Genomic DNA, 20,126 nt, shown 5'->3' with positions numbered 1-20,126 from the left:
AGTATGTCAGGAATATCAAAAATAGAAGTAATTGAATCAGCAGATACACTAAAAAATCTCATGAAACAACAAAAAACAGCTTTGAATTTTGCCAAAGTTCAAGCTTTATATCTTTGGAAAATTCAAGTGGCTGAAACGATCAGATACTTAGCGGTAATGATGGGACGTAGTGAGAGAACAATTTACGAATGGTTTCACTTATATAAGACGGAAGGATTAGACGCATTATTACAAGAACATAATAAAACAGGAAGACCAAAAACTAGAGCTAGAAACAGTTGCTCTGGTCAAAAAAGAATTAAGTGAGCCTCAAGGATTTAACAGTTACCAAGAAATAAAAATATGGTTATTTACTTGTCAAGATATTGAGATAAGTTATACCACAATACATCAATTAGTGAGATACGAATTAGGGGCAAAATTAAAAGTACCACGTCCTTATCATGAGTATCAAAATGAAGGGGTAATATCCGTATTTAAAGAGTATTTACCCATAAGATTAAAAGGCATAATAGCTCAAATAAAAGAGAAATGGGGGGATACTAAAAATATTTGTTACTGGTGTCAAGATGAAACTAGATTGGGTTTTAGGACAGAATTAGGAAGGAAAATAACTTTAAAAGGAGTCAAACCAGAACAAGAATTACAATGGCATTATGACTATTATTATCTTTATGGATTAATCGAAGTCCAAAATGGCAAAAGTTTTTTCTATGAACTATCTCATTTTAATAGTGAATGCTTTGGTAAATATTTAAAAGAATTTAGTAAAGAATATCCCGATGAGATTCATATAATACAGTTAGATAATGCACCTTGTCATAGAGCAAAAAAGTTAGAAGTACCTGAGAATATAATTTTGTTATTTCAACCACCTTATTGTCCAGAAGTAAATCCGATTGAAAGACTGTGGTTATATATCAAACAACAGTTAAAAAATATCTGGTTTAAGAACTTAGATGATGTCAAAAATAAAGTAGCTAATATCTTAAATAATTTACAAGAAGATTTTATCCTGTCTTTAGCAGGTTGGGATTATATTGTGAATGCTTTATCTGTGTAGCTACTTTTTGTAAATGGTATAACATCGCCCTTGCGTGTAAGGGAATATCGGGGCGGGTGGTGGCGTGGGGTGCTGGGGATAGATCATCGGTATTGGTTTCTGAAACCGATTTTAGGTTATGATAGCGTTATCTTGATTATTGAGGAGGTTAAATTGATTGTCGTTTGATGAATTAGAATCTATCGAAATTGTTGAATCTGATATTATTGATAATACAATTGAAGTAGGTAGTGGTTGTAAATGGCGAGGAAGGGGAAAAGAGCCTCAATGGGATAATCCGAAATCAACTAAGGCTTATGATCATATTATTCGTCATCATGGAGCAAAGTTAAAACCTAGTAATTTACAGGGTAGAGCATCTAGTAAAAATGAAGATCAAGGACAATGGTTAAATGATGATGATTGGTTACAATTAGAAAAGTTAATTCCTAAATATTATGGAAATTATACTATTAAATTTAATCGTCCCACTGGTAGAGTTTATCATGCTGATGGTAACATTACAGAAAATGTAAATTATGCTCTAATTGGTAGAAATGCAGATGGTACAATTAAATATGCTTATCCAATAGTTACACCTAAAATCAATAAAAATTAAGGAGTAAATATGAATAATATTGAACAATTTAAAATTAGATTAGCAGAACGTATTTTAGAAAATTTTGTTGATCCCCCTGATGATCCTTTAGGGGAACTATCTCCTTTTGAATTAGGGTTAAGAATGTTCTGTTATGAATATGATCATAAGGTGATTGTAGAAATAGGAAAAACCAAGTTTAATGTATTTTTAGAACCTGATATTTGTATGTTATTAGAGGATAGATTTCCTGAACAGATAGGAGAATTAGAACAGGGTAAAACTATTCGTTTAGAGTTTGCTGAAAGTTGTTGGTTAATTATTAAGTTTGTACCTATTGGTAAGGAGATTAAATGTTATTTAAGGGAGTTTGGTTATTCAACAGATGAAAGAATAGTTATGTTAAATAAACAACAAGTTTTAGATGAGTTAAGACGATTTTTAACGGAATTAATGGAACTTGCTGTTAATCTGGGTTATATTAGTTTAGAGGATAAAAATGATTTTATTAAACCTGCTTTTAGTGATTCAAAAGTGTTAGTTTAAATTAAGACTATAACTATAATTTAACTAACAGCAAATTCAGTATATTTTCTCACATTCAGGTGGATGAAAAGCAAGTACAATATCATAGTTAGCGAATATATTATTAATAATAATCTTACCCCCCCCGAATAATCAGCTTTTATTATCTATTTTTAGCAAAATTATTGAAAATAATTACAAATTATACATTGGGGATTGGGTTTAAATTTTAGGTAAAAATGAATTAAGCTACAGCAAACTCAGTAAACTTACGAGTTTCAGGATCATGAAAAGCTAAGACAATATCAGATTTTGGCACACCTTCCTTTAATAATTCATTAGCAATACCTTCCTCTGTCCAATCTTCCTCAATATAAATTTTCTCATTTTTAATGCGAATATAAACAGAAATTGCCTTAACTCGTCTTTCATTTTTCCAGCCAATATTAAACCAAAGATATTGATTTCTTTGGTCATCAAACATTAACACCTCATCAATATCGGGATCAGGTACTTGTGCTGATATTCTTTCATATTCAGTAAGAATTTTTTTGATAATATTTTGATAATGATTTAGCTTGTCCATTTGATAATCTCCTCTTTGTTAATATCAACAATTAATAGTAAAACTTGATATTTTTCTAAAATTAATTTAATTGCTAATTGTTCAAAAAACTTTTCATAAATCTTATTACCCACTGCTAAATAAACTTTATGATCAGGATGAGTAAGAGAAAGAAAAGTTTGATAAATCAGATATTGACCTAATGCTGTTTCAAATTCACGCATCGGTGAACGACTTAAAAAACTTTTAATTTCAACTACTATTTTTTGTCCTTCTCTAGTAGCAGAAATTGTTTTTTCTCCAGCAAGATCAGCCAATAATTTAACTTCTTCATATTTAATCGGATAAGGATCAAACGTAATAGTCCATCCATCTTTTATTAAAGCATTTTTAACAGTTTCATGGTAAGTATCTTTTGCAGCCATCATCCTCCTTAGTGATAAGATCAAGGTGAGTCCTAAAATCAAGACCCACCCCAATAATTATACTACTAAACCAAAACCTCCTCTAACTTAGGCATCTTATCCACAGGAATCACTCGACCAAAATCCTCAAAACCCGCAATCTCATCAAAATTGAGATAACGGTATAAATCATCCTTAAACGGATCAACCTTTTGAGCCACAATAGACATATATTCCTCAACTGTCGGAATCTTACCTAATAACGCACAGACCGCCGCCAACTCCGCACTACCGAGATACACCCTTGCACCCTTACCCATACGATTATTAAAATTACGGGTAGAAGTGGAGAAAACAGTAGCATTATCCTCTACTCTGGCCTGATTTCCCATACAGAGCGAACATCCGGGCATTTCTGTCCTTGCACCAGCCGCCGCAAAGATACCATAAACCCCTTCTTCTCGCAGTTGTTGTTCATCCATGCGAGTGGGAGGACATATCCATAAACGCCCTTTAACCGTACCTGCGCCCTCAAGAATCTTAGCCGCTGCCCGATAATGTCCAATATTGGTCATACAAGAGCCAATAAAGACCTCATCCACCTTATCTCCGGCACATTCGCTCATTAATTTCACATTATCAGGGTCATTGGGTGCGGCGACAATGGGTTCTTTGATCTCACTTAAGTTGACTTCAATGGTATCCACATATTCCGCATCGGGATCAGCAGACATTAAACTAGGATTTTGCAACCATGCTTCCATCTTGGCAATACGGCGTAACAAGGTACGAGCGTCTTGATAGCCCCTTGCAATCATATTTTTCATCAAGACGATATTAGAACGCAAATATTCCGCTACGGTTGACTCACCTAGTTTAATGGTACTACCAGAACAAGAACGCTCGGCTGTAGCATCGGTTAATTCAAAAGCCTGTTCTACTTTTAAATCGGGTAAACCTTCCATTTCCATAATGCGACCGTTGAAAACATTGATTTTATTCTCTTTTCCTACGGTTAGCTTACCCTGTTGCATGGCTACCCAGGGAATAGCGTTGACAATATCTCGTAATGTTACCCCCGGTTGTAATTCCCCTGTAAACTTAACTAATACCGATTCTGGCATATCTAAGGGCATTACGCCTAAAGCCGCCGCAAAAGCCACTAAACCTGAACCTGCGGGAAATGATATTCCGAGAGGGAAACGGGTATGGGAGTCGCCCCCTGTACCCACGGTGTCCGGTAATAACATCCGATTTAACCAAGAGTGAATGATACCATCTCCCGGACGTAAAGCCACACCCCCACGAGTTGAGAAAAAGTCGGGTAATTGCTTATGGGTTTTGATGTCAACGGGTTTGGGATAGGCGGCGGTATGACAGAAGGTTTGTAAGGTTAAGTCGGCATTGAAACCTAAACAGGCTAACTCTTTTAATTCGTCTCTGGTCATGGGACCTGTGGTATCCTGTGAGCCTACGGTAGTCATCATGGGTTCGCAGGATGTACCCGGACGCACTCCTGCTACTCCACAGGCTTTTCCCACCATTTTTTGGGCTAAAGTAAAGCCTTTTCCCTGTTGATCCCCCCTTGATCCCCCCTTAGTAAGGGGGGTAGGGGGGATCGGACGTACAAATAGATTAGTCTGTGCCAATCCTAAGCTTTGACGGGCTTTATCGGTTAAACTGCGTCCTATTAAGAGGGGAATGCGTCCACCTGCTCTGACTTCATCTAAGATGGTATCGGGTTTAAGGGTAAAGGTGGTAATGGTTTCGCCGTTTTGATTGGTAATCTTACCCTCGTAAGGATAAATGGTAATAATATCACCCGTATTCAGTTGAGTGACATCGCATTCGATGGGTAATGCGCCTGAGTCTTCGGCAGTATTAAAGAAAATGGGAGCGATTTTACCGCCTAAAATATAGCCACCTGCCCGTTTATTGGGTACAAAGGGAATATCGTTTCCAATATGCCATAAGACGGAGTTAATGGCTGATTTACGGGATGAGCCTGTTCCCACCACATCACCCACATAAGCTACAGGATAGCCCTTTTCTTTCAATTTAGCGATGGTTTCTAAGCCTTCGGGCATTTTTGACTCTAACATCGCTAATGCGTGTAATGGAATATCGGGGCGAGTGGTGGCGTGGGGTGCTGGAGATAGGTCATCGGTATTGGTTTCACCGGGGACTTTAAACACGGTGACGGTGATTTCTTTGGCAAGTTTCGGTTTACTGATAAACCATGAACCCTCAGCCCACGCATCCATCACCTGTTTAGCGTAGGGGTTACTATCGCATCCATGCAGTACATCGTTAAAGGCATCAAAGACTAACAGGGTTTTACTGAGGGCGTTGGCGGCGGCTGAAGCAATATTACTATCTTGAGACTTGAGCAGTTCGATCAGGGATTGCACATTATAGCCTCCCATCATTGTACCGAGTAAGTCCACCGCACCTTGAGGACTGATCAGGGGTGAGGTGATTTCTTTTTTTGCGATCGCAGTTAAAAATCCGGCTTTGACGTAGGCGGCTTCGTCAACTCCGGGGGGTATGCGATCCCTGAGTAACATCATCAGGGTTTCGGCTTCGCCTTCGGGGGGATTTTTCAGTAACTCGCACAGTTGGGAGGTTTGTTCGGCATTGAGGGGTAAGGGGGGAATGCCTAAGTTGGCACGTTCTTCGGCGTGTTTGCGATATTCTTCTAACATTTAGGTTGGTTCTCCTATATTTGTTTGTTTTCTGTTATTGTATTGTAAAGGATTTGTTACAATGGTTACTGGTAAACGAATTTAAACTAAAATAATAATTTATGGGTTAAAATATTTTATTAAAGTTTTTCACAAAAAAAGCTTTGTTTTAATTGATTACTAATTAAGCTGATTAAATAAGGAGAAAACACAATGTCTTATTATACTTTGGTTGTTAATGATAGCGAATACACTTTTGATCGTTTTACTGTTGATGACAGTAAAAAAGAAATATCTATTGAAGGAGAGAATCATAAATTTGAGTTACTATTAAAACAATGGTTTGATGAAGGAATAGATTATGGGCAAGGCATTAATCCTAATTACAAGAAAGATATTAAAATACAATCAAATAACAAAATTTATTGTTTTGAAAGATGTTGGATTAAAAAATATGGTATTACCTCAGCTAAAGCTATTATTTGTTATGATTAGCAAGTGCAAGTCAATCCCAAAGTTAAACTAATAACAGTTAATAATAATTATTCAATTCATTTATGAAACTATCATACCAATTTGTATTCCAACCTTGATCCATACATAACTCTAGTAGTTGGTCTTCATCATTAATAGAAGTTTCTGTAATGATTTTATGTATTGGTCTATTAATCACTAAACCATTCCAGATTTTATCTGCTAATTCTAAATCAATACTTACACTTCTTATATGAGAAAAATCATTGTTGTTTTCAATAAGTTCTTCATTTGTTAATTCACAAAATTCTATATTAAACTCGGCAATTCTTATTCGTCTCATTTCGTCTCTATATTGTCTTATTCTTTCATATCTTCTAGCTCTTTCTAATTGAGCATCTTTTGAATTGTTTATTCTAAGATACATATTTTCTGAGTATCTAGCATACCCTTCTCTGTTCATAGAACCAGCATTTTGAATTATTCTATTAAGTAATTTTAGAACCTCACTTCCTTTAACGTAAAATTTTCCATTTATAACTTTTTTATATTTTCTTTCAATTTCATTATCTAAATAATATTTTGCTGTATCTTTTTGAGTTCTTAGAATAATATGAAGTTTATCTGTTGAAATCCAAACAGCACCATTATTATCTATTCCAGCACTTGATGTCCAAGCATTATGTATAGATATTAACCGGCTTTCATTAAGATCGCTATCATTAATAAATGATAATTCTAAGTCAGAAGCTGGAATTTTAATATGAATAATTGGGCTATTATTTTTTTCCATATTCATTATTTATTACCTCACCATATTGTTAAATAAATCAGTAAGAAGATTCATTGCTAAAGTTGCTTTTGGATGTTGACAATAATCTGGATGAATAAGTTTTGCAATTTTATTACGCCATTTTTTTGCTTTTTCAACATCTCGATAATGTGTTCTATCAACACCTAATTCTTTTAATCTATATTTTTCATCTAATTCCACAAGTGCATATATTATTCTTGCAGATTCAGACTTAAAATACAAAGATGATTCATCTACATTATCTTCATTTATACTATTAAGTTCAGCATTAATATCTGAACTATCTGAAGTTAAAGTTTCTAGTGTAGATGAAGATAATTTTTGAATATTTTGAACAGCTTCCCATAAATCATCCCAACCACGAACTTTTAATTCTAATTTTGTCCCTAAGTCAGTTTTTATCTGCTCACGAACTAATTTAAAAGTCCCTAATTGTTTAAAATCTTCAAATGTTTTGGCTTTAAGCCATTCCATAAACTATTCCTATATAAGTTAACTAATCAAATTATATAATACAGTAGCAAAATTTGATCGCTCTTTAGGGGAGTTTTGAGGTGCGATCTCTTTGTTGAAGTTTGGGGTGCGATCGCTCTTTGAGGGAGTTTAAGGGGCGATCACTTTTGTGGGGAGTTAGGGTGCGATCGCTTTTTTGGGGAGTTTGAGATGCGATCGCTTTTATTTACCAATTAATCTATCATATTCATCATGAGTACCAATCCAAAACCATAAAATCCCATTTTTAACTTCAATTCCTAACGCACGATAAGCTTTTCCTACTCTAACAGACCAATATTTATTAACTTTCTTAAAATGTAATGAGGGATGATTAGGATTAATTTTTAATAATTCATAAGATGTATCTGCTATCTGTTGTATATCTTCAGGTAGTTGATAATAATATGACCAAAATTTACGATTAGTATAGTGCATTAAATTTCTTGATAGTCTCCTGCTTCAAATTCAGCTAGTGCTTCTTGAGCTAAAGCATCTAATTTGCCTTCCTTAATATCTTGTTCTAATTGTTGATCCCATTGCTGATAATCTAAATCTAATAACCAATTGCGTAACTTAGTAAAATCAGTTTTAGAAAGATTTAAAATTGCGTTTTCAATTTGTTCAATAGTCATAATTATCAAATAATTTCAAAAATTTATTTAGATTATAGCATTTTTAAAGATCAAAAGTATAGTTTTTGCGTTCGCTTTTCTAGGGGAGTTTTAAGGTGCGATCTCTTTTTAGGGGAGATTGAGGTGCGATCGCTTTTATTTTAAAAATCTTTCATATTCTTCATGACTTCCTATCCACACCCAAATATAATCTTCTCCATCTTTAAAAACTAAAGCACGGTAATTAATACCAACTCTTGCCGACCAAAATTTTCCAACTTTTTTAAAAGATAAAGAAGGATGATTTAAGTCATTTTTTAATAATTCAAAATTCTTTTTAGCTAATATCTGAACTGATTTAGGTAACTGATCAAAACATTGCCAAAATCTTTGATTAGTTCGATGCACTTATAACTCCTTTAATTGATTTTTACTCTTTTCTAATAAGGCTTCCTCAATCAGAAAATCAAGTTTTCCTGCATTAGAATCTTCCCCAATTTGCTTTTCCCATTGTTGAGCATCTAACTCATTAATCCAGTTTTTTAAATAGGTCAAGTCATCGGGCGTAAGAGTTTCAATTTCTGCTTGAATTGATTGTAATTTGCTCATATTATTGCTCTTTAATCATAACAGTTTTTGATATGTTAGTTTCATATTACCATTTTTTATCTAAAATGCGATCGCTTTTGTAGGGGAGATTAATGATTTATTTTATTCTTAATGTCAATTGTTTTTTAGTTGCTCCAATCTCTTGATCAATTAAGTTTGATAAGTCCACAACTGCACCATATTCAATAAATATATTATAGAATTTCTCGTAATTTTTACCCCAGTAAATCATTGCACAAGCCATAGGTGCGCCTTTTCCTCCATCATTCCCATTTTCCAAAAATTTTAATCTCGTATCATAAAGAAAACAAATTGCTTTTGCTTTCCCAAAAATAGATTGTTTCCAATGTCCAGTATTGGTAGCAACAGGAATTAAAGCTAAGATCTCAGAACCATATTTTTGATGAGTTATAGCACATTTTACTAACCAATTTTTAATAGTTGTTCCTCTTTCTCTATCAGCACCATAAGGCGGATTCATATATATGGTTGAATAGTTCCATTCTTCCCTTAATCCATCATTTTGAGGAAGTATAAATTCAGTTTCAGCACCAACAATTGAATATTGATTAGAACAGGGATCTAAAGCAATTGAACCACCAAAAAACTTTTTAATTGCCTTAACATATTTTAGAGGAGTACCCCAACTTTGATTTTCAGAATTTACTTTTCTACCAGCAGTCATATTCTTTCTTTCCAATTTTTCAAACTTAATTATACTAATCCCAAATTCTGTCTTAAAATTTCATTATAAATATTTATATTTTTACAATATTATTAATCATTTATCAATAGATAGGGTGGGTAAAACCCACCCCATAAATTAACAGAAATTGATAATTTATTTAACATACCAATAATATGTAACCATCGGAATAATAGTAGCTACAATTAAAAAGCCTACTACCCAAATAGTTGCACTTTTATCATCAGTTTCCTCGGCGGTGGGGAATGTTCCCTCAACCTTAACTTGTTTAATTTGCACAGGGCCTGGATCCTCTTTTCCTGATAAGATAGCCACAAGGCGATCGCTACCATCTAATAAAGCTTGATTATATTTTCCTTCTTTTAATAAATAAGCAATAGTTTCGGAAATAATACTATCAACTTTTTCATCTGTTAAATTCGCTTTAACATTATTACCATAACGAATCGCAGTTTGATTAGTTAAAGTATCCATTATTAATAATATTTGATTATCTTGATCTTCTTGATTAGGATACCATTTAGTAAAAACTTGATCGGCTAAATCATTAATAGTTTGACCATAATCTAAACGATGAATAACGATCATTCTTAATTCATAATCGCTATTTTCGGCAAATTTTTCTAAGGTATTTTTAAGACGATTTTCATTAGCTAAACTTAAAGTTTGCGCTTGATCTACGATCCAAACATCCTCTGCGGCATTAACCACAGGCAGATCATAGACTCCGACCGCTTGAGCAGGTAAAATGATCACAGTTAACGCCAAGATCAAACTAGATAAAGACAAAAGAAATTTTGAGATAAATTGTTTCATAATGTTAAGTTAAAATTAATAGCTTTTTTTCTTCAGTGTATCATCTTAAGGATTAGTCAAAATATGAATCAATCACCATCAGAACCTTCATTCCCACAACGCTTTGCGGCCGAACAAGCTTTTTTTGAGTCTCTTGACGATTTAGATGATCTCATCACCGGATCCCCTTGTCAAAAACAGGCCGATCAAACTACCATCATTTCATCTGATCAAGAGTCAATTAATTCCACTTGGGATCAAATAGAAGAAGACATTGAACAGGTTTTACATGATTTATCCGATCAAGATCAATCGTTTTTTAACTAACTTGAGCTTAAAATTAACTGTCTTTGGGCTTCAGATAAAATCACGGCCGTTGCGATCGCCACGTTTAAAGACTCAACTTGATTTTGTAACGGAATCTTAATTTGTTCATCTGCTAACATAGCTATATCATCGGATAAACCCGCACCTTCATTACCCAATAAAATAATAGTCGGTTGAGTAAAATCAATTTCCCAATAAATTTTTTGAGCTTGGGGTAAAGTCGCCACAACCTGCACCCCTTGAGACTGATAAAATTTAATAATCTCAGTCAAAGATTTTCCCGTGATGATAGGTAAACGAAACCACTCACCCACCGAAGCCCTTAAAACTTTAGGATTTTCAGGATCTACGCTTTCTTCACTTAACCATAAAGCTTCCACCCCCGTAGCCACCGCCGTGCGAATAATTGTACCCAAATTACCCGGATCCTGTAATCTTTCTATCATTAAGCCTAATTTTAAAGGAGAATTAGAATTAAATTGAGGTGCTTGGGGAATAGCCGTTGCAATGATACCATCAGGATTAACCGTTGTAGCGATCGCCGTCAAAACTTCAGGACAAACCAACTCAATTCTTTGAGCTAAAAGGGGCAATTTTTGATAAAGTTGAAAATAATGATCTTTCCATTGGGGAGTTAAACAAACTTCTTTTAAAGGGTAATTTTCCCTTATTGCAACTTCAATTAAATTAGTACCTTCTAATAAAAATAAATTTTGTTTTTTGCGCTCCTTCGTGCGCTGTAACTTACGGATTTGTTTAATTAAAGGATTATTCAGACTGGTTAACATTAAATTGGTTATTTGTTATTTGTTATTCTTTACTGGTCACTGTTAACTGATCACCGTTTATGCGGGACTCGGGACTTGAACCCGAAAGTTCTTGCGAACACTAGAACCTGAATCTAGCGCGTCTACCAATTCCGCCAGTTCCGCTTTTGAGATTTTTAAATTAATTTAGTTAATCTAAAAATCTAATTATCACACAATAGAGATTTTTCGTCAAATCAATCAAATTGAGGAAAAACTGTAAATTTGAGTTGACAAAATCAAAGCATAGTTTTAGAGTAACAAAAAAATATTGTTACAAAAAGACACATTTTTATAAACTTGGGTACAATCAAATCAAAACCTATTTTTAATATTTAACTTTTTAATTATTATTACTTAAATTTTTGGAGGATCTAGCCATTAACCTTTCATTAACAAGCCAAAAGTCTGTGTCCCTTGCACAGGAGTCTTCACCTATTTTAGAAATTTGGGGCAAACATCCCCTTTCCGGTGATGTTAAAATTAGTGGTGCGAAAAATTCCGCTTTAGCGATCATGGCCGGAACATTATTATGTAGTGATGAGTGTCGCTTAACCAATGTTCCCTCCCTAGCTGATGTTAAAAGTATGATCAAAATTCTCTCAGCTTTAGGAGTCAAAATTAAAGAGCATCAAGATGTTCTCGAAATTGATGGGCGTGATCTGGGTCAATCTCAAGCCCCCTATGATCTAGTATCTCAGTTAAGAGCTAGTTTTTTTGTGATCGGGCCTTTACTCGCTAGACTGGGAATGACCACCGTTCCCCTTCCCGGAGGTTGTGCCATCGGTGCAAGACCCGTAGATATTCATGTGAGAGGACTACAGGCCTTAGGTGCGGATGTACGCATTGAACATGGCATGGTTCACGCTTGTGTTAAAGGTTCACAAGGTCGCCTCAAAGGTGCGAAAATCTATTTAGATTATCCTAGCGTGGGAGCGACTGAAACCATTATGATGGCCGCTACCCTAGCCATTGGTGAAACCATTATTGAAAATGCGGCTCAAGAACCGGAAATCATTGATTTAGCTAATTTCTGCTGTTCAATGGGTGCTAAAATCACTGGTGCGGGTACTAATACGATTACCGTTATGGGTGTGGATAAATTACATTTTACCGATTATCCCATCATTGCCGATCGCATTGAAGCAGGTACATTTTTAGTAGCAGGAGCGATCACCCATTCAGAAATTACGGTTTCTAATATTGTACCAGATCATTTAATTCCGGTAATTGCTAAATTACAGGAAGTGGGTGTTAAAATTATCGAAGAATCTCCCACTTGTTTAAGGGTAATTCCGGGAGAATTAAAAGCAACGGATATTACAACTTTACCTTATCCGGGCTTTCCTACGGATATGCAGGCGCAGTTTATGGCTTTATTAACTTTAGCTGAGGGTAGTAGTATTGTTACCGAAACTGTGTTTGAAAATCGTTTACGTCATGTGGCTGAACTCAAGCGTTTAGGGGCTAATATTCGCCTTAAAGATAATCATGCTATTGTGACGGGTGTACCATTCCTATCGGGTGCGCCTGTGATGGCTACGGATCTAAGAGCCTCAGCCGCTCTAGTGATCGCAGGTTTGGCCGCAGATGGTAAAACTATTGTTCAAGGTCTACACCACCTCGATCGGGGTTATGAAAATATTGAATACAAATTGAAAAAATTAGGTGCAAAATTAGATCGAGTGATGCAACCAAACGCCGATCAATTATGTTTAGTTTAATTGTCAATTAAATTATTAAAAATATCAATTTGTGAGCAAATAACCCCAGCCAACCCTTCTTTTTAGTCATGAGAAGGGATTTTTTTTGAAATTATTAAGCTTTAATAATTTTCAAATAATTACTAATGTTAATATCTTGTTGTTTTCCGTTCCTAATATCTTTAATTATAGTTTCACTAGGTGGGGGGTTAATATCTCTTTCAAGGGAGCGTTGTAAAGCATCAAATAGACGTTTAGCATTGGCAGGAGAACGTAATAAATAGATTGTTTCAAGTAAACTTGTTAATTCTTCTGCGGGAAGAAAAGCAATATCTTTATGACCTTGACGAGTAATAATACCAATACTATTTTCTGTTTCTATTTGTGTTAGAAATTTATCTAAATTTTCTTGAGCTTGTTGATAAGTAGTTGATAGAGAAAACATAATTTTATGATTAATTTTTGATAAGTATATCCTTTAAGTTTACAATAAGAATTAACCTAAAACAAATTCTGTATATTGTCTTCTTTTAGGGTGATAAAAACCTAAAACAATATCTTTTTTTGGGATACCTTCTGCTAATAAATCTAAAGTTATCCATTGAGTAATAACCTCCTTTTCATCATTGACTATCTTTGTTTTCCTCAACTTCGATCATATTTTCAAAATATTCAATCATTGAATATTGTTTTATTTTGTTATCTACTGTCATCATAATTAAATTAAACTGTTTAGCTTGACAAATTAACAACCGATCGAAAGGATCATTATGAATTAAAGGTAAATTAGCTAATTGAATAACACTAGTTTCATCTACAATCAAACTATTAATTTTATGTTTTTTCCTTTGTTTTGGTAAATAAATTTCAGGCAATTCAGGTAAAGGAAGTTTTCCTATTTTATATTTAATCATTGCTTCCCAAATAGAAACTACACTTAAATAAATCTCATTATTTGTATTTTTGATTGCTTGTTTCCAAGTAATATCTAAGCGAGAATCACCACTAATAAACCATAAAAAAATATGGGTATCTAATAATATTTTCATGTTTCAAATTCTTTGATAATTTCATCAGGTAAAGGATCATCAAAATCATCAGGTGTCACAAATTCACCTTTACATAAACCATCAGGACGTATTTTTTCACTGTCTGATTGATGACGTTGTTTAATAAATAGAAGAAAATCCAATAATTCTACCATTAATTCTTCTGGAGTTGCTTCTATTTCTTGAATTAATTTTGTTTTTACTTTCATATTACACTTTGATCCTCATTTAATTCGTAAACTTATATTTACTTGTATAAGTATAAGTTTACAATAAGAATTAACCTAATGAGCAAAAAATTTATAAAAGAATCTTATTTTCCCCTTTTTCTAAGATTAAATTATAACCACAAGCATTAATAATTTTCAAAAAATTACTAATGTTAATATCTTGTTGTTTTCCGTTCCGAATATCTTTAATTACAGAAGGAGAAATATTAGCTTCTTTTGCTAATTGACTCACCGATTTTTGCTCATTTTCCATCAGTTCAATTAATAATTCTGATAATAAAAATTCTCCATAACCTTCCTCAAATTTAGCTTTAAAATCAGGATTTTCCATCATCTGATCAAAAGTTGATTTTTCTTTATTTTTATTCATAATATATTCCCTCTTGAATACGTTTTAAATAATCATTCATATAGTTAAGAGCTTTTTCTTTTTCTTGTTTAGGTAACTTTTGTTGTTTTTTGAGAAAACCATTAGTAACAATGATTTTTTGACCAGTAAAAAAGAAACATAAAAAGCGATCAGGTTGAGGTTTAAAAGCATAAATTTTATCGCCTTCATTGCGAAATTGCTCTTTATTACTTATTTTGCCAAAATCACCAATTCTTTTTACTAAAAACAAAAACTCCTGCTAATTCTGGAATTTCAGCGATCTAGCATCTTCTTTTTGTTCCGTTTCAATCTTAAAATGATTAACTATTTCATTAATCATGATCTGTTTTCCTCATTTAATTTGTCAACCTAGGTTGCTTATATATATATAAGTATATATCATTATTAAACTAAAAACAAAAATCTGTAGGGGCATGGCATCCTTTAATTATAAAATAATCATTAATTTTAATTTTGCCATGCCCAAACCCACCATTAAATTAACGCTTAAAAAACATTGTAAACACCACATTAATTAATAATTAAAAATATCAAATTTTGATTAAGTTTAAAATTGATCGGTGGGGTTGGGACATGACATTTTATAATTTAACAATTGGTAACAAAATTAATTTATATCATGCTCCTACAATTAACTTTAATTTTTATATTACAAAAGATAATCTGTAATAATCCAATCATCTTTTTTAAGGAGTTTTTTAATTGTATTATTTTAAATATTTTTTGCTGACATATTTTTATTCTCTTATAATTTCATCAATATTCATATCAACACGAAGTTTCTTTTCTATTTGTTCTAAAAGATTTCTTTTTTTAGGAGTATCAGTTTGTGTATTAATATAAAAAAACTTTTTTTCTCTATTACTATAAGTAATTTCTATTTTGTTATTGTTATATCTTTGTATTTCTCCATTTCTCGATTGATAATCTAATTCTTCAAGGGTATTACAGATCAATTTAGTACCATTTGATTGTAAATTTAAGTCTATTAAAACATCAATACTTTGTAGTTTTTTAATTAATTCACAAATAGCATTCACAAAATTTTTAGCTACACCTTCTTTCCTCCTTCTATCACTAATTACTTCTACATGAATAACTACAGGTTTATTAAGGTTGTTTGGTGGATCAACAATATGTTCTTTTAAAATTACCTTTTGAGTCATTATTATAGTTTGCTTTTCTTGAGTTATAACATTAATTAATCTGTCCATAAACTTAATTTTATCTACATCATTATTCAACCTTTCATCATTAATAAACATTTGAAAATAATCTTTACATTCATTAACGACTTCTTCAATTTTTTCTTGTGATGCTCTTTCTAAAGCTTGTTGTAAATTAATTTTTAAGTCAGAAATATTTTGTTTATACTCATAAATTTCTTTTCTTAAAGATTGTTGTCTAATTTCTAAAGTAGTTTTTTCTAAAGACTTTTCACATTCTAAAATAGCCTCCTCTAACTCTTTAATTTGAGCTTTAATTTCATCAATAGTCATAATTTCCACATCCTCTAAAATAACAAGGTTTAAATCATTACTTTCTGAAGGTTTATCACGATTACGAGAAGCACATAATCTAGTAATAGCCTCATCAGTTTCTAGTTTAATATTTTGATTAGGTGCTAAACTCCAATTTCTTTGCACTTTAGGAGAACCAAAAATCTCATATAAACCCACATTATCTAATACAATAGCATAATCTTTACCCTCCATCGGACGCATACACCGCCCAATTTGCTGTAAATATAATCCTAAAGATTTAGTAGGACGTGCTAATTGTACACCATCACAATCAGGCATATCAAAACCTTCACTAACTATATTAACATTACTAAGTATTTTAATTTCACCTTTTCTAAATCTTGTTAATATTTGTTCTCTTTCTCTTTTTGGTGTAAGCTGTTCAGCATTTAAACCACTTTAACAGAATTACCTTTGTGTTTTAACTTACGATGCCATTGAATAATTAGTTCCCCTTCATTCAGGAGTTTATGTAATAATAATTCTAAATCTTCAATTGATCTAAAAAGACGATTAGCTACATATTCTTTTGCACTATGCCATACTAATTCTATTAAGTTATAATCAGGGCTATATGTCGGCAAAAATTCTAATCTTAAATTTGGCATTTCTGCTTCTATTTTCTGATTTATTTCTTCATTTTTATGAAAACTAGCATTATCCAATATAATCACTATTTTTGCACCTTTTTCAGCAAAATCTTTCGCCTCATTTCCTTGTGCTACCCACTCATCAATTAACTCTTGATAAAATTCTTTCATTACTTCATAAAAATTTTGTTTATCTCCTTTTTCTATAAATTCTACCCATCTTTTTTATCTGAATATCTGATCGCCCCCATGACATTTATTCTTCCTTTTCTTCTATCCCCTCTTACTTTTTTTCTCTTTCCTTTTTTACACCAATTTTTTCTTCTTATTACTCTCAAACTGAATCCACTTTCATCCCAAAACCATACCTGTAGCCTTTCTTGATTTTTTATTGTTATTTTTAAATATTCTTTTAATTCCTTTTTAAACACTTTTCTTTTCTTCTCATCCCACTTATCTTCTAAGCTATGTTTTGCCCAGATATAAACGTACTTTTTTCTCTCTAATATTCTTGTTACTTGTGAACTACTTAATTTTATTCCTGTGATTTCTTCTAAGTATATTGCTAATCTTTTTCCTGTCCATCTGCCAAATTCATAACCTAATTCTTCTGGGTCTTTTTCTACTGTTTCTAATAATATTTCTATATATTTATCTGTCGCTTTTCTATGATTTCCTTCCATTCTTTTATCTTTCAATGTCTCCATATTTTCTGGATCGGCGTGAATACACCAGTAGTTTACTTTGTTGACACCACAACCGATAAAATCTGCAATTTCTGCTTGAGTTTTTCCATCATTTAACAATAATAAGATTAAAATTCTTTCTCTAATATCTGGATGTTCCTCCTCTTTTAGAGCTTTTTGTAACATTTCTTTTTGTTCTTGTTTTAGATAATTCTTAACTGGCATTTTTTTTCACTCCTTTTCTTTTTGCTTTTATTATACCCTATTTAAAAGACGAACAGCTTATTAGCATCAATATGTTCCGCATTAATTCCTAATTTTTGATAGCGTTGCACAATATGTTTACTATGTTGAATATCCACAGCAAAAACAATTATTTTTTTTCCTTCAGCAAATTCCAAATAACTTTTAATTAAATTGGCCATAATTCTTTCTTGACACATTTCTCCACTCAATTGATTGGGATCAAAATCGCCTCCTTTATCTTTTATTTTTCTTAAATCAGGTATAATTTTTGGATGACCTAAATATTTAATTGGAGCTAAAAAATCTTGTTTAATAAAGTTATCAATAGAATCAGAAGTAATTAAAATATTAAACAAATCATCAAAACCTTCTCCATTTAATCTAATCGGTGTTGCCGTTACTCCTAAAAATTGCGCATTAGGATATTTTACCCATAATTTTTTATAAGTTTCCGCCGTAGCGTGATGAGCCTCATCTATAATTACTTTAGAAGCATAAGAATAGGGATAATTTCGGCGGGATAAAGTTTGAATAGAAGCCACTTGTATTAAAGCCTCTGGGTTTTTATCACTTTGTGACATAATAATGCCCACCGACTGATTAAATTTTGACTCTAAACGCTTAACAATTTGTTCAACAATTTCCTTACGATGGGCAATAATTAAAACATGATTATCCTGTTGTCTTTCACCGTGAGCAATCTCATTAAAAATAACCGTTTTCCCCGTGCCAGTGGGCATTTGAAACATGATACTGCGATATTTTTGCCATGCTTCATGAATTTTCTCAATACTATCTTTTTGATAAGGTCTCAGTTCCATTGATTTATTGATTAATCTCTCTTATTCGAGTAAAATTTCCTAAAAAAAAATACAATTATGGTTAATTAATCATCAATCTTTATTTTAATCTAAATAGCGTCTTTTACAAATACTCAAAAAATTAATATATAATTAAAATATTTTTTTGAAATTTAAAAAATTGATACCTTTATGAAAATCCCCTTACCCCCTTGGCTTCTGTTAGATGATAGTTTGAAAAATTGGTTATTAGAAGACATTGGCCGGGGCGATCGAGCTTCCCAAGGATTATTTAATGAGCCAACCATGATCGGAAAAGCCCATTGGATCGCCAAAAGTCAAGGGATAGTAGCAGGTTTACCCATGGCCGCCAGAATTTTTTACCTACTCAACCCTGAAATTAAATTTACTCCCCTTGTAGCAGAAGGGGAAAAATGTCAACTAGGCCAAGCGATCGCCCAGATTGAAGGTAGAATAGATAGCTTATTAATGGGGGAAAGAGTGGCCTTAAATATCGCCATGCACCTTAGTGGGATCGCAACGGCAACCCGTCTTTATGTAGATGCGATCGTTGATCTGCCTACCCATTTCGTAGACACCCGTAAAACCATTCCGGGCTTAAGAATTTTAGAAAAATACGCCACCGAAGTGGGCGGCGGCCAAAATCATCGCATGGGTTTAGATGATACCGTTATGATTAAAGATAATCATATTCAGGCCGCAGGAGGTATCACTCAAGCCATTAGTAAGATCCGAGCCGTGATCCCCTATCCCCTTACCATTGAAGTGGAAACCAGCACCATTGAAGAAGTAAAAATTGCCCTTGAACAAGATATTAATATTATTATGTTAGATAATATGAGTATTCCAGACATGACGGCCGCCGTTCAAATCATTAGGGCATCAGGTAAAAATCTTAAAATAGAAGCATCAGGTAATATCACCCTAGACAATATTAAAGCGATCGCCCAAACCGGAGTTGATTACATTTCCAGTAGCGCCCCCATCACTCGATCGAAATGGTTAGATTTAAGTATGAAATTAATGAATTAATCATTAATATAAATTCCATCAACAAATTTTTTTTAGGTAGCATTTTTGGCAAAGAAAAGCCCCCCTCACCCATCAGGAGAGGGGTAGGGGGTGAGGATTTTTTGGAAAAATAAAGCAAATAAAAAATTTTTTTAAAAAAACTTGATCAAAAAACGCACATTAGTATATAATGTTTGATTGTGACCAAAAACGTCACCTCATCAGTAAAAGTTTGTGCCTCCGAAAGATACTGAAGCTCATTAAATCATTCTTGATCAAAAGAACTTTAAGTCTTGAAGAAATTAGGCGCTCTCTTAACTTCAGAGATAGACCATGACACTAATTAAATAAATATTTAGTCAAATAAATTAATTAGTTAAATAAAAAGGTCAAGTTACCACTGTTTCTGGTTCTCACTAAG

At 33.0% G+C, this 20,126-nt stretch carries 26 protein-coding genes, 1 tRNA gene and 3 pseudogenes; 7 read left to right on the top strand and 23 right to left on the bottom strand.

Annotation, left to right across the window (positions count from 1 at the left end; genetic code table 11):
* The first annotated feature begins 3 nt into the window (after window positions 1–3).
* Window positions 4–1,063: pseudogene (locus tag Anndu_RS00815) on the top strand (IS630 family transposase).
* A 19-nt stretch (window positions 1,064–1,082) separates the two neighbouring features.
* Here the strand turns inward: Anndu_RS00815 and Anndu_RS00810 are convergent.
* Window positions 1,083–1,175 (bottom strand): annotated as a pseudogene (locus Anndu_RS00810) (hypothetical protein); the annotation flags it as partial.
* Window positions 1,176–1,220: 45 nt separating this feature from the next.
* On the opposite strand from Anndu_RS00810, the gene Anndu_RS00805 reads away from it, so the two are divergent.
* Window positions 1,221–1,661: a hypothetical protein gene (locus Anndu_RS00805; RefSeq protein ID WP_464102548.1), complete on the top strand. Its 441-nt coding sequence runs from the start codon at window positions 1,221–1,223 to the stop codon at window positions 1,659–1,661.
* Between the two features lie 9 nt (window positions 1,662–1,670).
* Window positions 1,671–2,186, top strand: coding sequence for a hypothetical protein (locus tag Anndu_RS00800; RefSeq protein ID WP_464102547.1), 516 nt, complete (start codon window positions 1,671–1,673; stop codon window positions 2,184–2,186).
* A 223-nt stretch (window positions 2,187–2,409) separates the two neighbouring features.
* On the opposite strand, the gene Anndu_RS00795 is transcribed toward Anndu_RS00800, so the two are convergent.
* The 3 genes from Anndu_RS00795 to acnB all read right to left on the bottom strand — a co-directional run bounded on the left by Anndu_RS00795 (window position 2,410) and on the right by acnB (window position 5,839).
* Entirely contained in the window at window positions 2,410–2,751 is a 342-nt protein-coding gene (locus tag Anndu_RS00795) for a XisI protein (RefSeq protein ID WP_464102546.1), read from the bottom strand.
* Window positions 2,739–3,155: a XisH family protein gene (locus tag Anndu_RS00790; RefSeq protein WP_464104015.1), complete on the bottom strand. Its 417-nt coding sequence runs from the start codon at window positions 3,153–3,155 to the stop codon at window positions 2,739–2,741. The genes Anndu_RS00795 and Anndu_RS00790 overlap by 13 nt, the downstream gene beginning before the upstream one ends.
* Before the next feature lie 65 nt (window positions 3,156–3,220).
* Window positions 3,221–5,839, bottom strand: a complete 2,619-nt coding sequence (gene acnB, locus Anndu_RS00785; protein WP_464102545.1) for a bifunctional aconitate hydratase 2/2-methylisocitrate dehydratase — start codon at window positions 5,837–5,839, stop codon at window positions 3,221–3,223.
* 192 nt (window positions 5,840–6,031) lie between these two features.
* Between acnB and Anndu_RS00780 the strand changes: the two genes are divergently transcribed.
* Window positions 6,032–6,313 carry a hypothetical protein gene (locus Anndu_RS00780; RefSeq protein ID WP_464102544.1) on the top strand — a complete coding sequence of 94 codons (282 nt, stop codon included), beginning with the start codon at window positions 6,032–6,034 and terminating at the stop codon, window positions 6,311–6,313.
* Between the two features lie 37 nt (window positions 6,314–6,350).
* On the opposite strand, the gene Anndu_RS00775 is transcribed toward Anndu_RS00780, so the two are convergent.
* From Anndu_RS00775 to psb32, 8 genes are all read right to left on the bottom strand, one after another.
* The gene (locus Anndu_RS00775) at window positions 6,351–7,091 is read right to left on the bottom strand and encodes a hypothetical protein (protein WP_464102543.1); all 741 of its coding nucleotides are present in this window, start codon (window positions 7,089–7,091) and stop codon (window positions 6,351–6,353) included.
* A gap of 6 nt (window positions 7,092–7,097) precedes the next feature.
* On the bottom strand, window positions 7,098–7,580 hold the full coding sequence (locus tag Anndu_RS00770) for a hypothetical protein (protein WP_464102542.1): 483 nt from the start codon (window positions 7,578–7,580) through the stop codon (window positions 7,098–7,100).
* Between the two features lie 201 nt (window positions 7,581–7,781).
* The gene (locus tag Anndu_RS00765) at window positions 7,782–8,036 is read right to left on the bottom strand and encodes a ParE family toxin-like protein (RefSeq protein WP_464102541.1); all 255 of its coding nucleotides are present in this window, start codon (window positions 8,034–8,036) and stop codon (window positions 7,782–7,784) included.
* The gene (locus Anndu_RS00760) at window positions 8,036–8,233 is read right to left on the bottom strand and encodes a hypothetical protein (RefSeq protein ID WP_464102540.1); all 198 of its coding nucleotides are present in this window, start codon (window positions 8,231–8,233) and stop codon (window positions 8,036–8,038) included. The genes Anndu_RS00765 and Anndu_RS00760 overlap by 1 nt, the downstream gene beginning before the upstream one ends.
* A 135-nt stretch (window positions 8,234–8,368) precedes the next feature.
* Window positions 8,369–8,620, bottom strand: a complete 252-nt coding sequence (locus tag Anndu_RS00755) for a ParE family toxin-like protein (RefSeq protein WP_464102539.1) — start codon at window positions 8,618–8,620, stop codon at window positions 8,369–8,371.
* Complete coding sequence (locus tag Anndu_RS00750; RefSeq protein ID WP_464102538.1) at window positions 8,621–8,821, bottom strand: hypothetical protein; 201 nt, start codon at window positions 8,819–8,821, stop codon at window positions 8,621–8,623.
* Between the two features lie 97 nt (window positions 8,822–8,918).
* Window positions 8,919–9,506 (bottom strand): DNA N-6-adenine-methyltransferase, encoded by a 588-nt coding sequence (locus Anndu_RS00745; protein WP_464102537.1) that lies wholly within the window; start codon window positions 9,504–9,506, stop codon window positions 8,919–8,921.
* A 156-nt stretch (window positions 9,507–9,662) separates the two neighbouring features.
* Window positions 9,663–10,343, bottom strand: a complete 681-nt coding sequence (gene psb32 / locus Anndu_RS00740) for a photosystem II repair protein Psb32 (protein ID WP_464102536.1) — start codon at window positions 10,341–10,343, stop codon at window positions 9,663–9,665.
* 63 nt (window positions 10,344–10,406) lie between these two features.
* On the opposite strand from psb32, the gene Anndu_RS00735 reads away from it, so the two are divergent.
* Entirely contained in the window at window positions 10,407–10,649 is a 243-nt protein-coding gene (locus Anndu_RS00735; RefSeq protein ID WP_464102535.1) for a hypothetical protein, read from the top strand.
* Here Anndu_RS00735 and Anndu_RS00730 read toward each other — a convergent pair.
* Both Anndu_RS00730 and Anndu_RS00725 read right to left on the bottom strand, forming a co-directional pair.
* Complete coding sequence (locus tag Anndu_RS00730) at window positions 10,646–11,437, bottom strand: TrmH family RNA methyltransferase (protein ID WP_464102534.1); 792 nt, start codon at window positions 11,435–11,437, stop codon at window positions 10,646–10,648. The two genes, Anndu_RS00735 and Anndu_RS00730, sit on opposite strands and share 4 nt — an antisense overlap.
* A gap of 60 nt (window positions 11,438–11,497) precedes the next feature.
* Window positions 11,498–11,581: transfer RNA gene (locus tag Anndu_RS00725), tRNA-Leu, on the bottom strand.
* Window positions 11,582–11,865: 284 nt separating this feature from the next.
* Here Anndu_RS00725 and murA point away from each other — a divergent pair.
* Window positions 11,866–13,179 (top strand): UDP-N-acetylglucosamine 1-carboxyvinyltransferase, encoded by a 1,314-nt coding sequence (murA, locus tag Anndu_RS00720; protein WP_464102533.1) that lies wholly within the window; start codon window positions 11,866–11,868, stop codon window positions 13,177–13,179.
* A gap of 94 nt (window positions 13,180–13,273) precedes the next feature.
* Here the strand turns inward: murA and Anndu_RS00715 are convergent, their stop codons facing one another.
* From Anndu_RS00715 to Anndu_RS00675, 9 genes and pseudogenes are all read right to left on the bottom strand, one after another.
* Complete coding sequence (locus Anndu_RS00715) at window positions 13,274–13,603, bottom strand: type II toxin-antitoxin system Phd/YefM family antitoxin (protein WP_464102532.1); 330 nt, start codon at window positions 13,601–13,603, stop codon at window positions 13,274–13,276.
* A 51-nt stretch (window positions 13,604–13,654) separates the two neighbouring features.
* A complete protein-coding gene (locus tag Anndu_RS00710) occupies window positions 13,655–13,807 on the bottom strand; it encodes an element excision factor XisI family protein (RefSeq protein WP_464102531.1) in 153 nt (50 codons plus the stop codon).
* The gene (locus Anndu_RS00705; RefSeq protein ID WP_464102530.1) at window positions 13,782–14,207 is read right to left on the bottom strand and encodes a type II toxin-antitoxin system VapC family toxin; all 426 of its coding nucleotides are present in this window, start codon (window positions 14,205–14,207) and stop codon (window positions 13,782–13,784) included. Before Anndu_RS00705 ends, Anndu_RS00710 begins: the two co-directional genes overlap by 26 nt.
* On the bottom strand, window positions 14,204–14,416 hold the full coding sequence (locus tag Anndu_RS00700; RefSeq protein ID WP_464102529.1) for a DUF2281 domain-containing protein: 213 nt from the start codon (window positions 14,414–14,416) through the stop codon (window positions 14,204–14,206). The genes Anndu_RS00705 and Anndu_RS00700 overlap by 4 nt, the downstream gene beginning before the upstream one ends.
* A 91-nt stretch (window positions 14,417–14,507) precedes the next feature.
* The gene (locus Anndu_RS00695) at window positions 14,508–14,807 is read right to left on the bottom strand and encodes a helix-turn-helix domain-containing protein (protein WP_464102528.1); all 300 of its coding nucleotides are present in this window, start codon (window positions 14,805–14,807) and stop codon (window positions 14,508–14,510) included.
* Window positions 14,800–15,057 (bottom strand): type II toxin-antitoxin system RelE/ParE family toxin, encoded by a 258-nt coding sequence (locus Anndu_RS00690; protein ID WP_464102527.1) that lies wholly within the window; start codon window positions 15,055–15,057, stop codon window positions 14,800–14,802. The genes Anndu_RS00695 and Anndu_RS00690 overlap by 8 nt, the downstream gene beginning before the upstream one ends.
* Before the next feature lie 508 nt (window positions 15,058–15,565).
* The gene (locus tag Anndu_RS00685) at window positions 15,566–16,669 is read right to left on the bottom strand and encodes a DEAD/DEAH box helicase (RefSeq protein WP_464104014.1); all 1,104 of its coding nucleotides are present in this window, start codon (window positions 16,667–16,669) and stop codon (window positions 15,566–15,568) included.
* Window positions 16,670–16,740: 71 nt separating this feature from the next.
* A pseudogene (locus Anndu_RS00680) lies at window positions 16,741–17,852 on the bottom strand (IS630 family transposase).
* A 41-nt stretch (window positions 17,853–17,893) separates the two neighbouring features.
* Entirely contained in the window at window positions 17,894–18,694 is an 801-nt protein-coding gene (locus Anndu_RS00675) for a DEAD/DEAH box helicase (RefSeq protein WP_464102526.1), read from the bottom strand.
* A gap of 171 nt (window positions 18,695–18,865) precedes the next feature.
* Between Anndu_RS00675 and nadC the strand changes: the two genes are divergently transcribed.
* Entirely contained in the window at window positions 18,866–19,726 is an 861-nt protein-coding gene (gene nadC / locus Anndu_RS00670) for a carboxylating nicotinate-nucleotide diphosphorylase (RefSeq protein ID WP_464102525.1), read from the top strand.
* Window positions 19,727–20,126: the final 400 nt, after the last annotated feature.

The sequence above is a fragment of the Annamia dubia NIES-4383 genome (genome assembly GCF_055394725.1).
The sequence above is the reverse complement of the archived record's forward strand: the minus strand, read 5'-3'. Positions and strand labels throughout refer to the sequence as shown.

Excerpts from the sequence above, each read along its gene's own strand:
- nadC (WP_464102525.1), top strand. The coding sequence starts at position 18,866 with ATGAAAATCCCCTTACCCCCTTGGCTTCTGTTAGATGATAGTTTGAAA.
- Anndu_RS00765 (WP_464102541.1), bottom strand. The coding sequence starts at position 8,036 with ATGCACTATACTAATCGTAAATTTTGGTCATATTATTATCAACTACCT.
- Anndu_RS00735 (WP_464102535.1), top strand. The coding sequence starts at position 10,407 with ATGAATCAATCACCATCAGAACCTTCATTCCCACAACGCTTTGCGGCC.
- Anndu_RS00730 (WP_464102534.1), bottom strand. The coding sequence starts at position 11,437 with ATGTTAACCAGTCTGAATAATCCTTTAATTAAACAAATCCGTAAGTTA.
- Anndu_RS00695 (WP_464102528.1), bottom strand. The coding sequence starts at position 14,807 with ATGAATAAAAATAAAGAAAAATCAACTTTTGATCAGATGATGGAAAAT.
- Anndu_RS00775 (WP_464102543.1), bottom strand. The coding sequence starts at position 7,091 with ATGAATATGGAAAAAAATAATAGCCCAATTATTCATATTAAAATTCCA.
- Anndu_RS00790 (WP_464104015.1), bottom strand. The coding sequence starts at position 3,155 with ATGGCTGCAAAAGATACTTACCATGAAACTGTTAAAAATGCTTTAATA.
- Anndu_RS00770 (WP_464102542.1), bottom strand. The coding sequence starts at position 7,580 with ATGGAATGGCTTAAAGCCAAAACATTTGAAGATTTTAAACAATTAGGG.
- Anndu_RS00760 (WP_464102540.1), bottom strand. The coding sequence starts at position 8,233 with ATGACTATTGAACAAATTGAAAACGCAATTTTAAATCTTTCTAAAACT.
- Anndu_RS00715 (WP_464102532.1), bottom strand. The coding sequence starts at position 13,603 with ATGTTTTCTCTATCAACTACTTATCAACAAGCTCAAGAAAATTTAGAT.
- Anndu_RS00800 (WP_464102547.1), top strand. The coding sequence starts at position 1,671 with ATGAATAATATTGAACAATTTAAAATTAGATTAGCAGAACGTATTTTA.
- psb32 (WP_464102536.1), bottom strand. The coding sequence starts at position 10,343 with ATGAAACAATTTATCTCAAAATTTCTTTTGTCTTTATCTAGTTTGATC.
- Anndu_RS00745 (WP_464102537.1), bottom strand. The coding sequence starts at position 9,506 with ATGACTGCTGGTAGAAAAGTAAATTCTGAAAATCAAAGTTGGGGTACT.
- Anndu_RS00705 (WP_464102530.1), bottom strand. The coding sequence starts at position 14,207 with ATGAAAATATTATTAGATACCCATATTTTTTTATGGTTTATTAGTGGT.
- Anndu_RS00795 (WP_464102546.1), bottom strand. The coding sequence starts at position 2,751 with ATGGACAAGCTAAATCATTATCAAAATATTATCAAAAAAATTCTTACT.
- Anndu_RS00675 (WP_464102526.1), bottom strand. The coding sequence starts at position 18,694 with ATGGAACTGAGACCTTATCAAAAAGATAGTATTGAGAAAATTCATGAA.
- Anndu_RS00780 (WP_464102544.1), top strand. The coding sequence starts at position 6,032 with ATGTCTTATTATACTTTGGTTGTTAATGATAGCGAATACACTTTTGAT.
- Anndu_RS00700 (WP_464102529.1), bottom strand. The coding sequence starts at position 14,416 with ATGAAAGTAAAAACAAAATTAATTCAAGAAATAGAAGCAACTCCAGAA.
- acnB (WP_464102545.1), bottom strand. The coding sequence starts at position 5,839 with ATGTTAGAAGAATATCGCAAACACGCCGAAGAACGTGCCAACTTAGGC.
- Anndu_RS00750 (WP_464102538.1), bottom strand. The coding sequence starts at position 8,821 with ATGAGCAAATTACAATCAATTCAAGCAGAAATTGAAACTCTTACGCCC.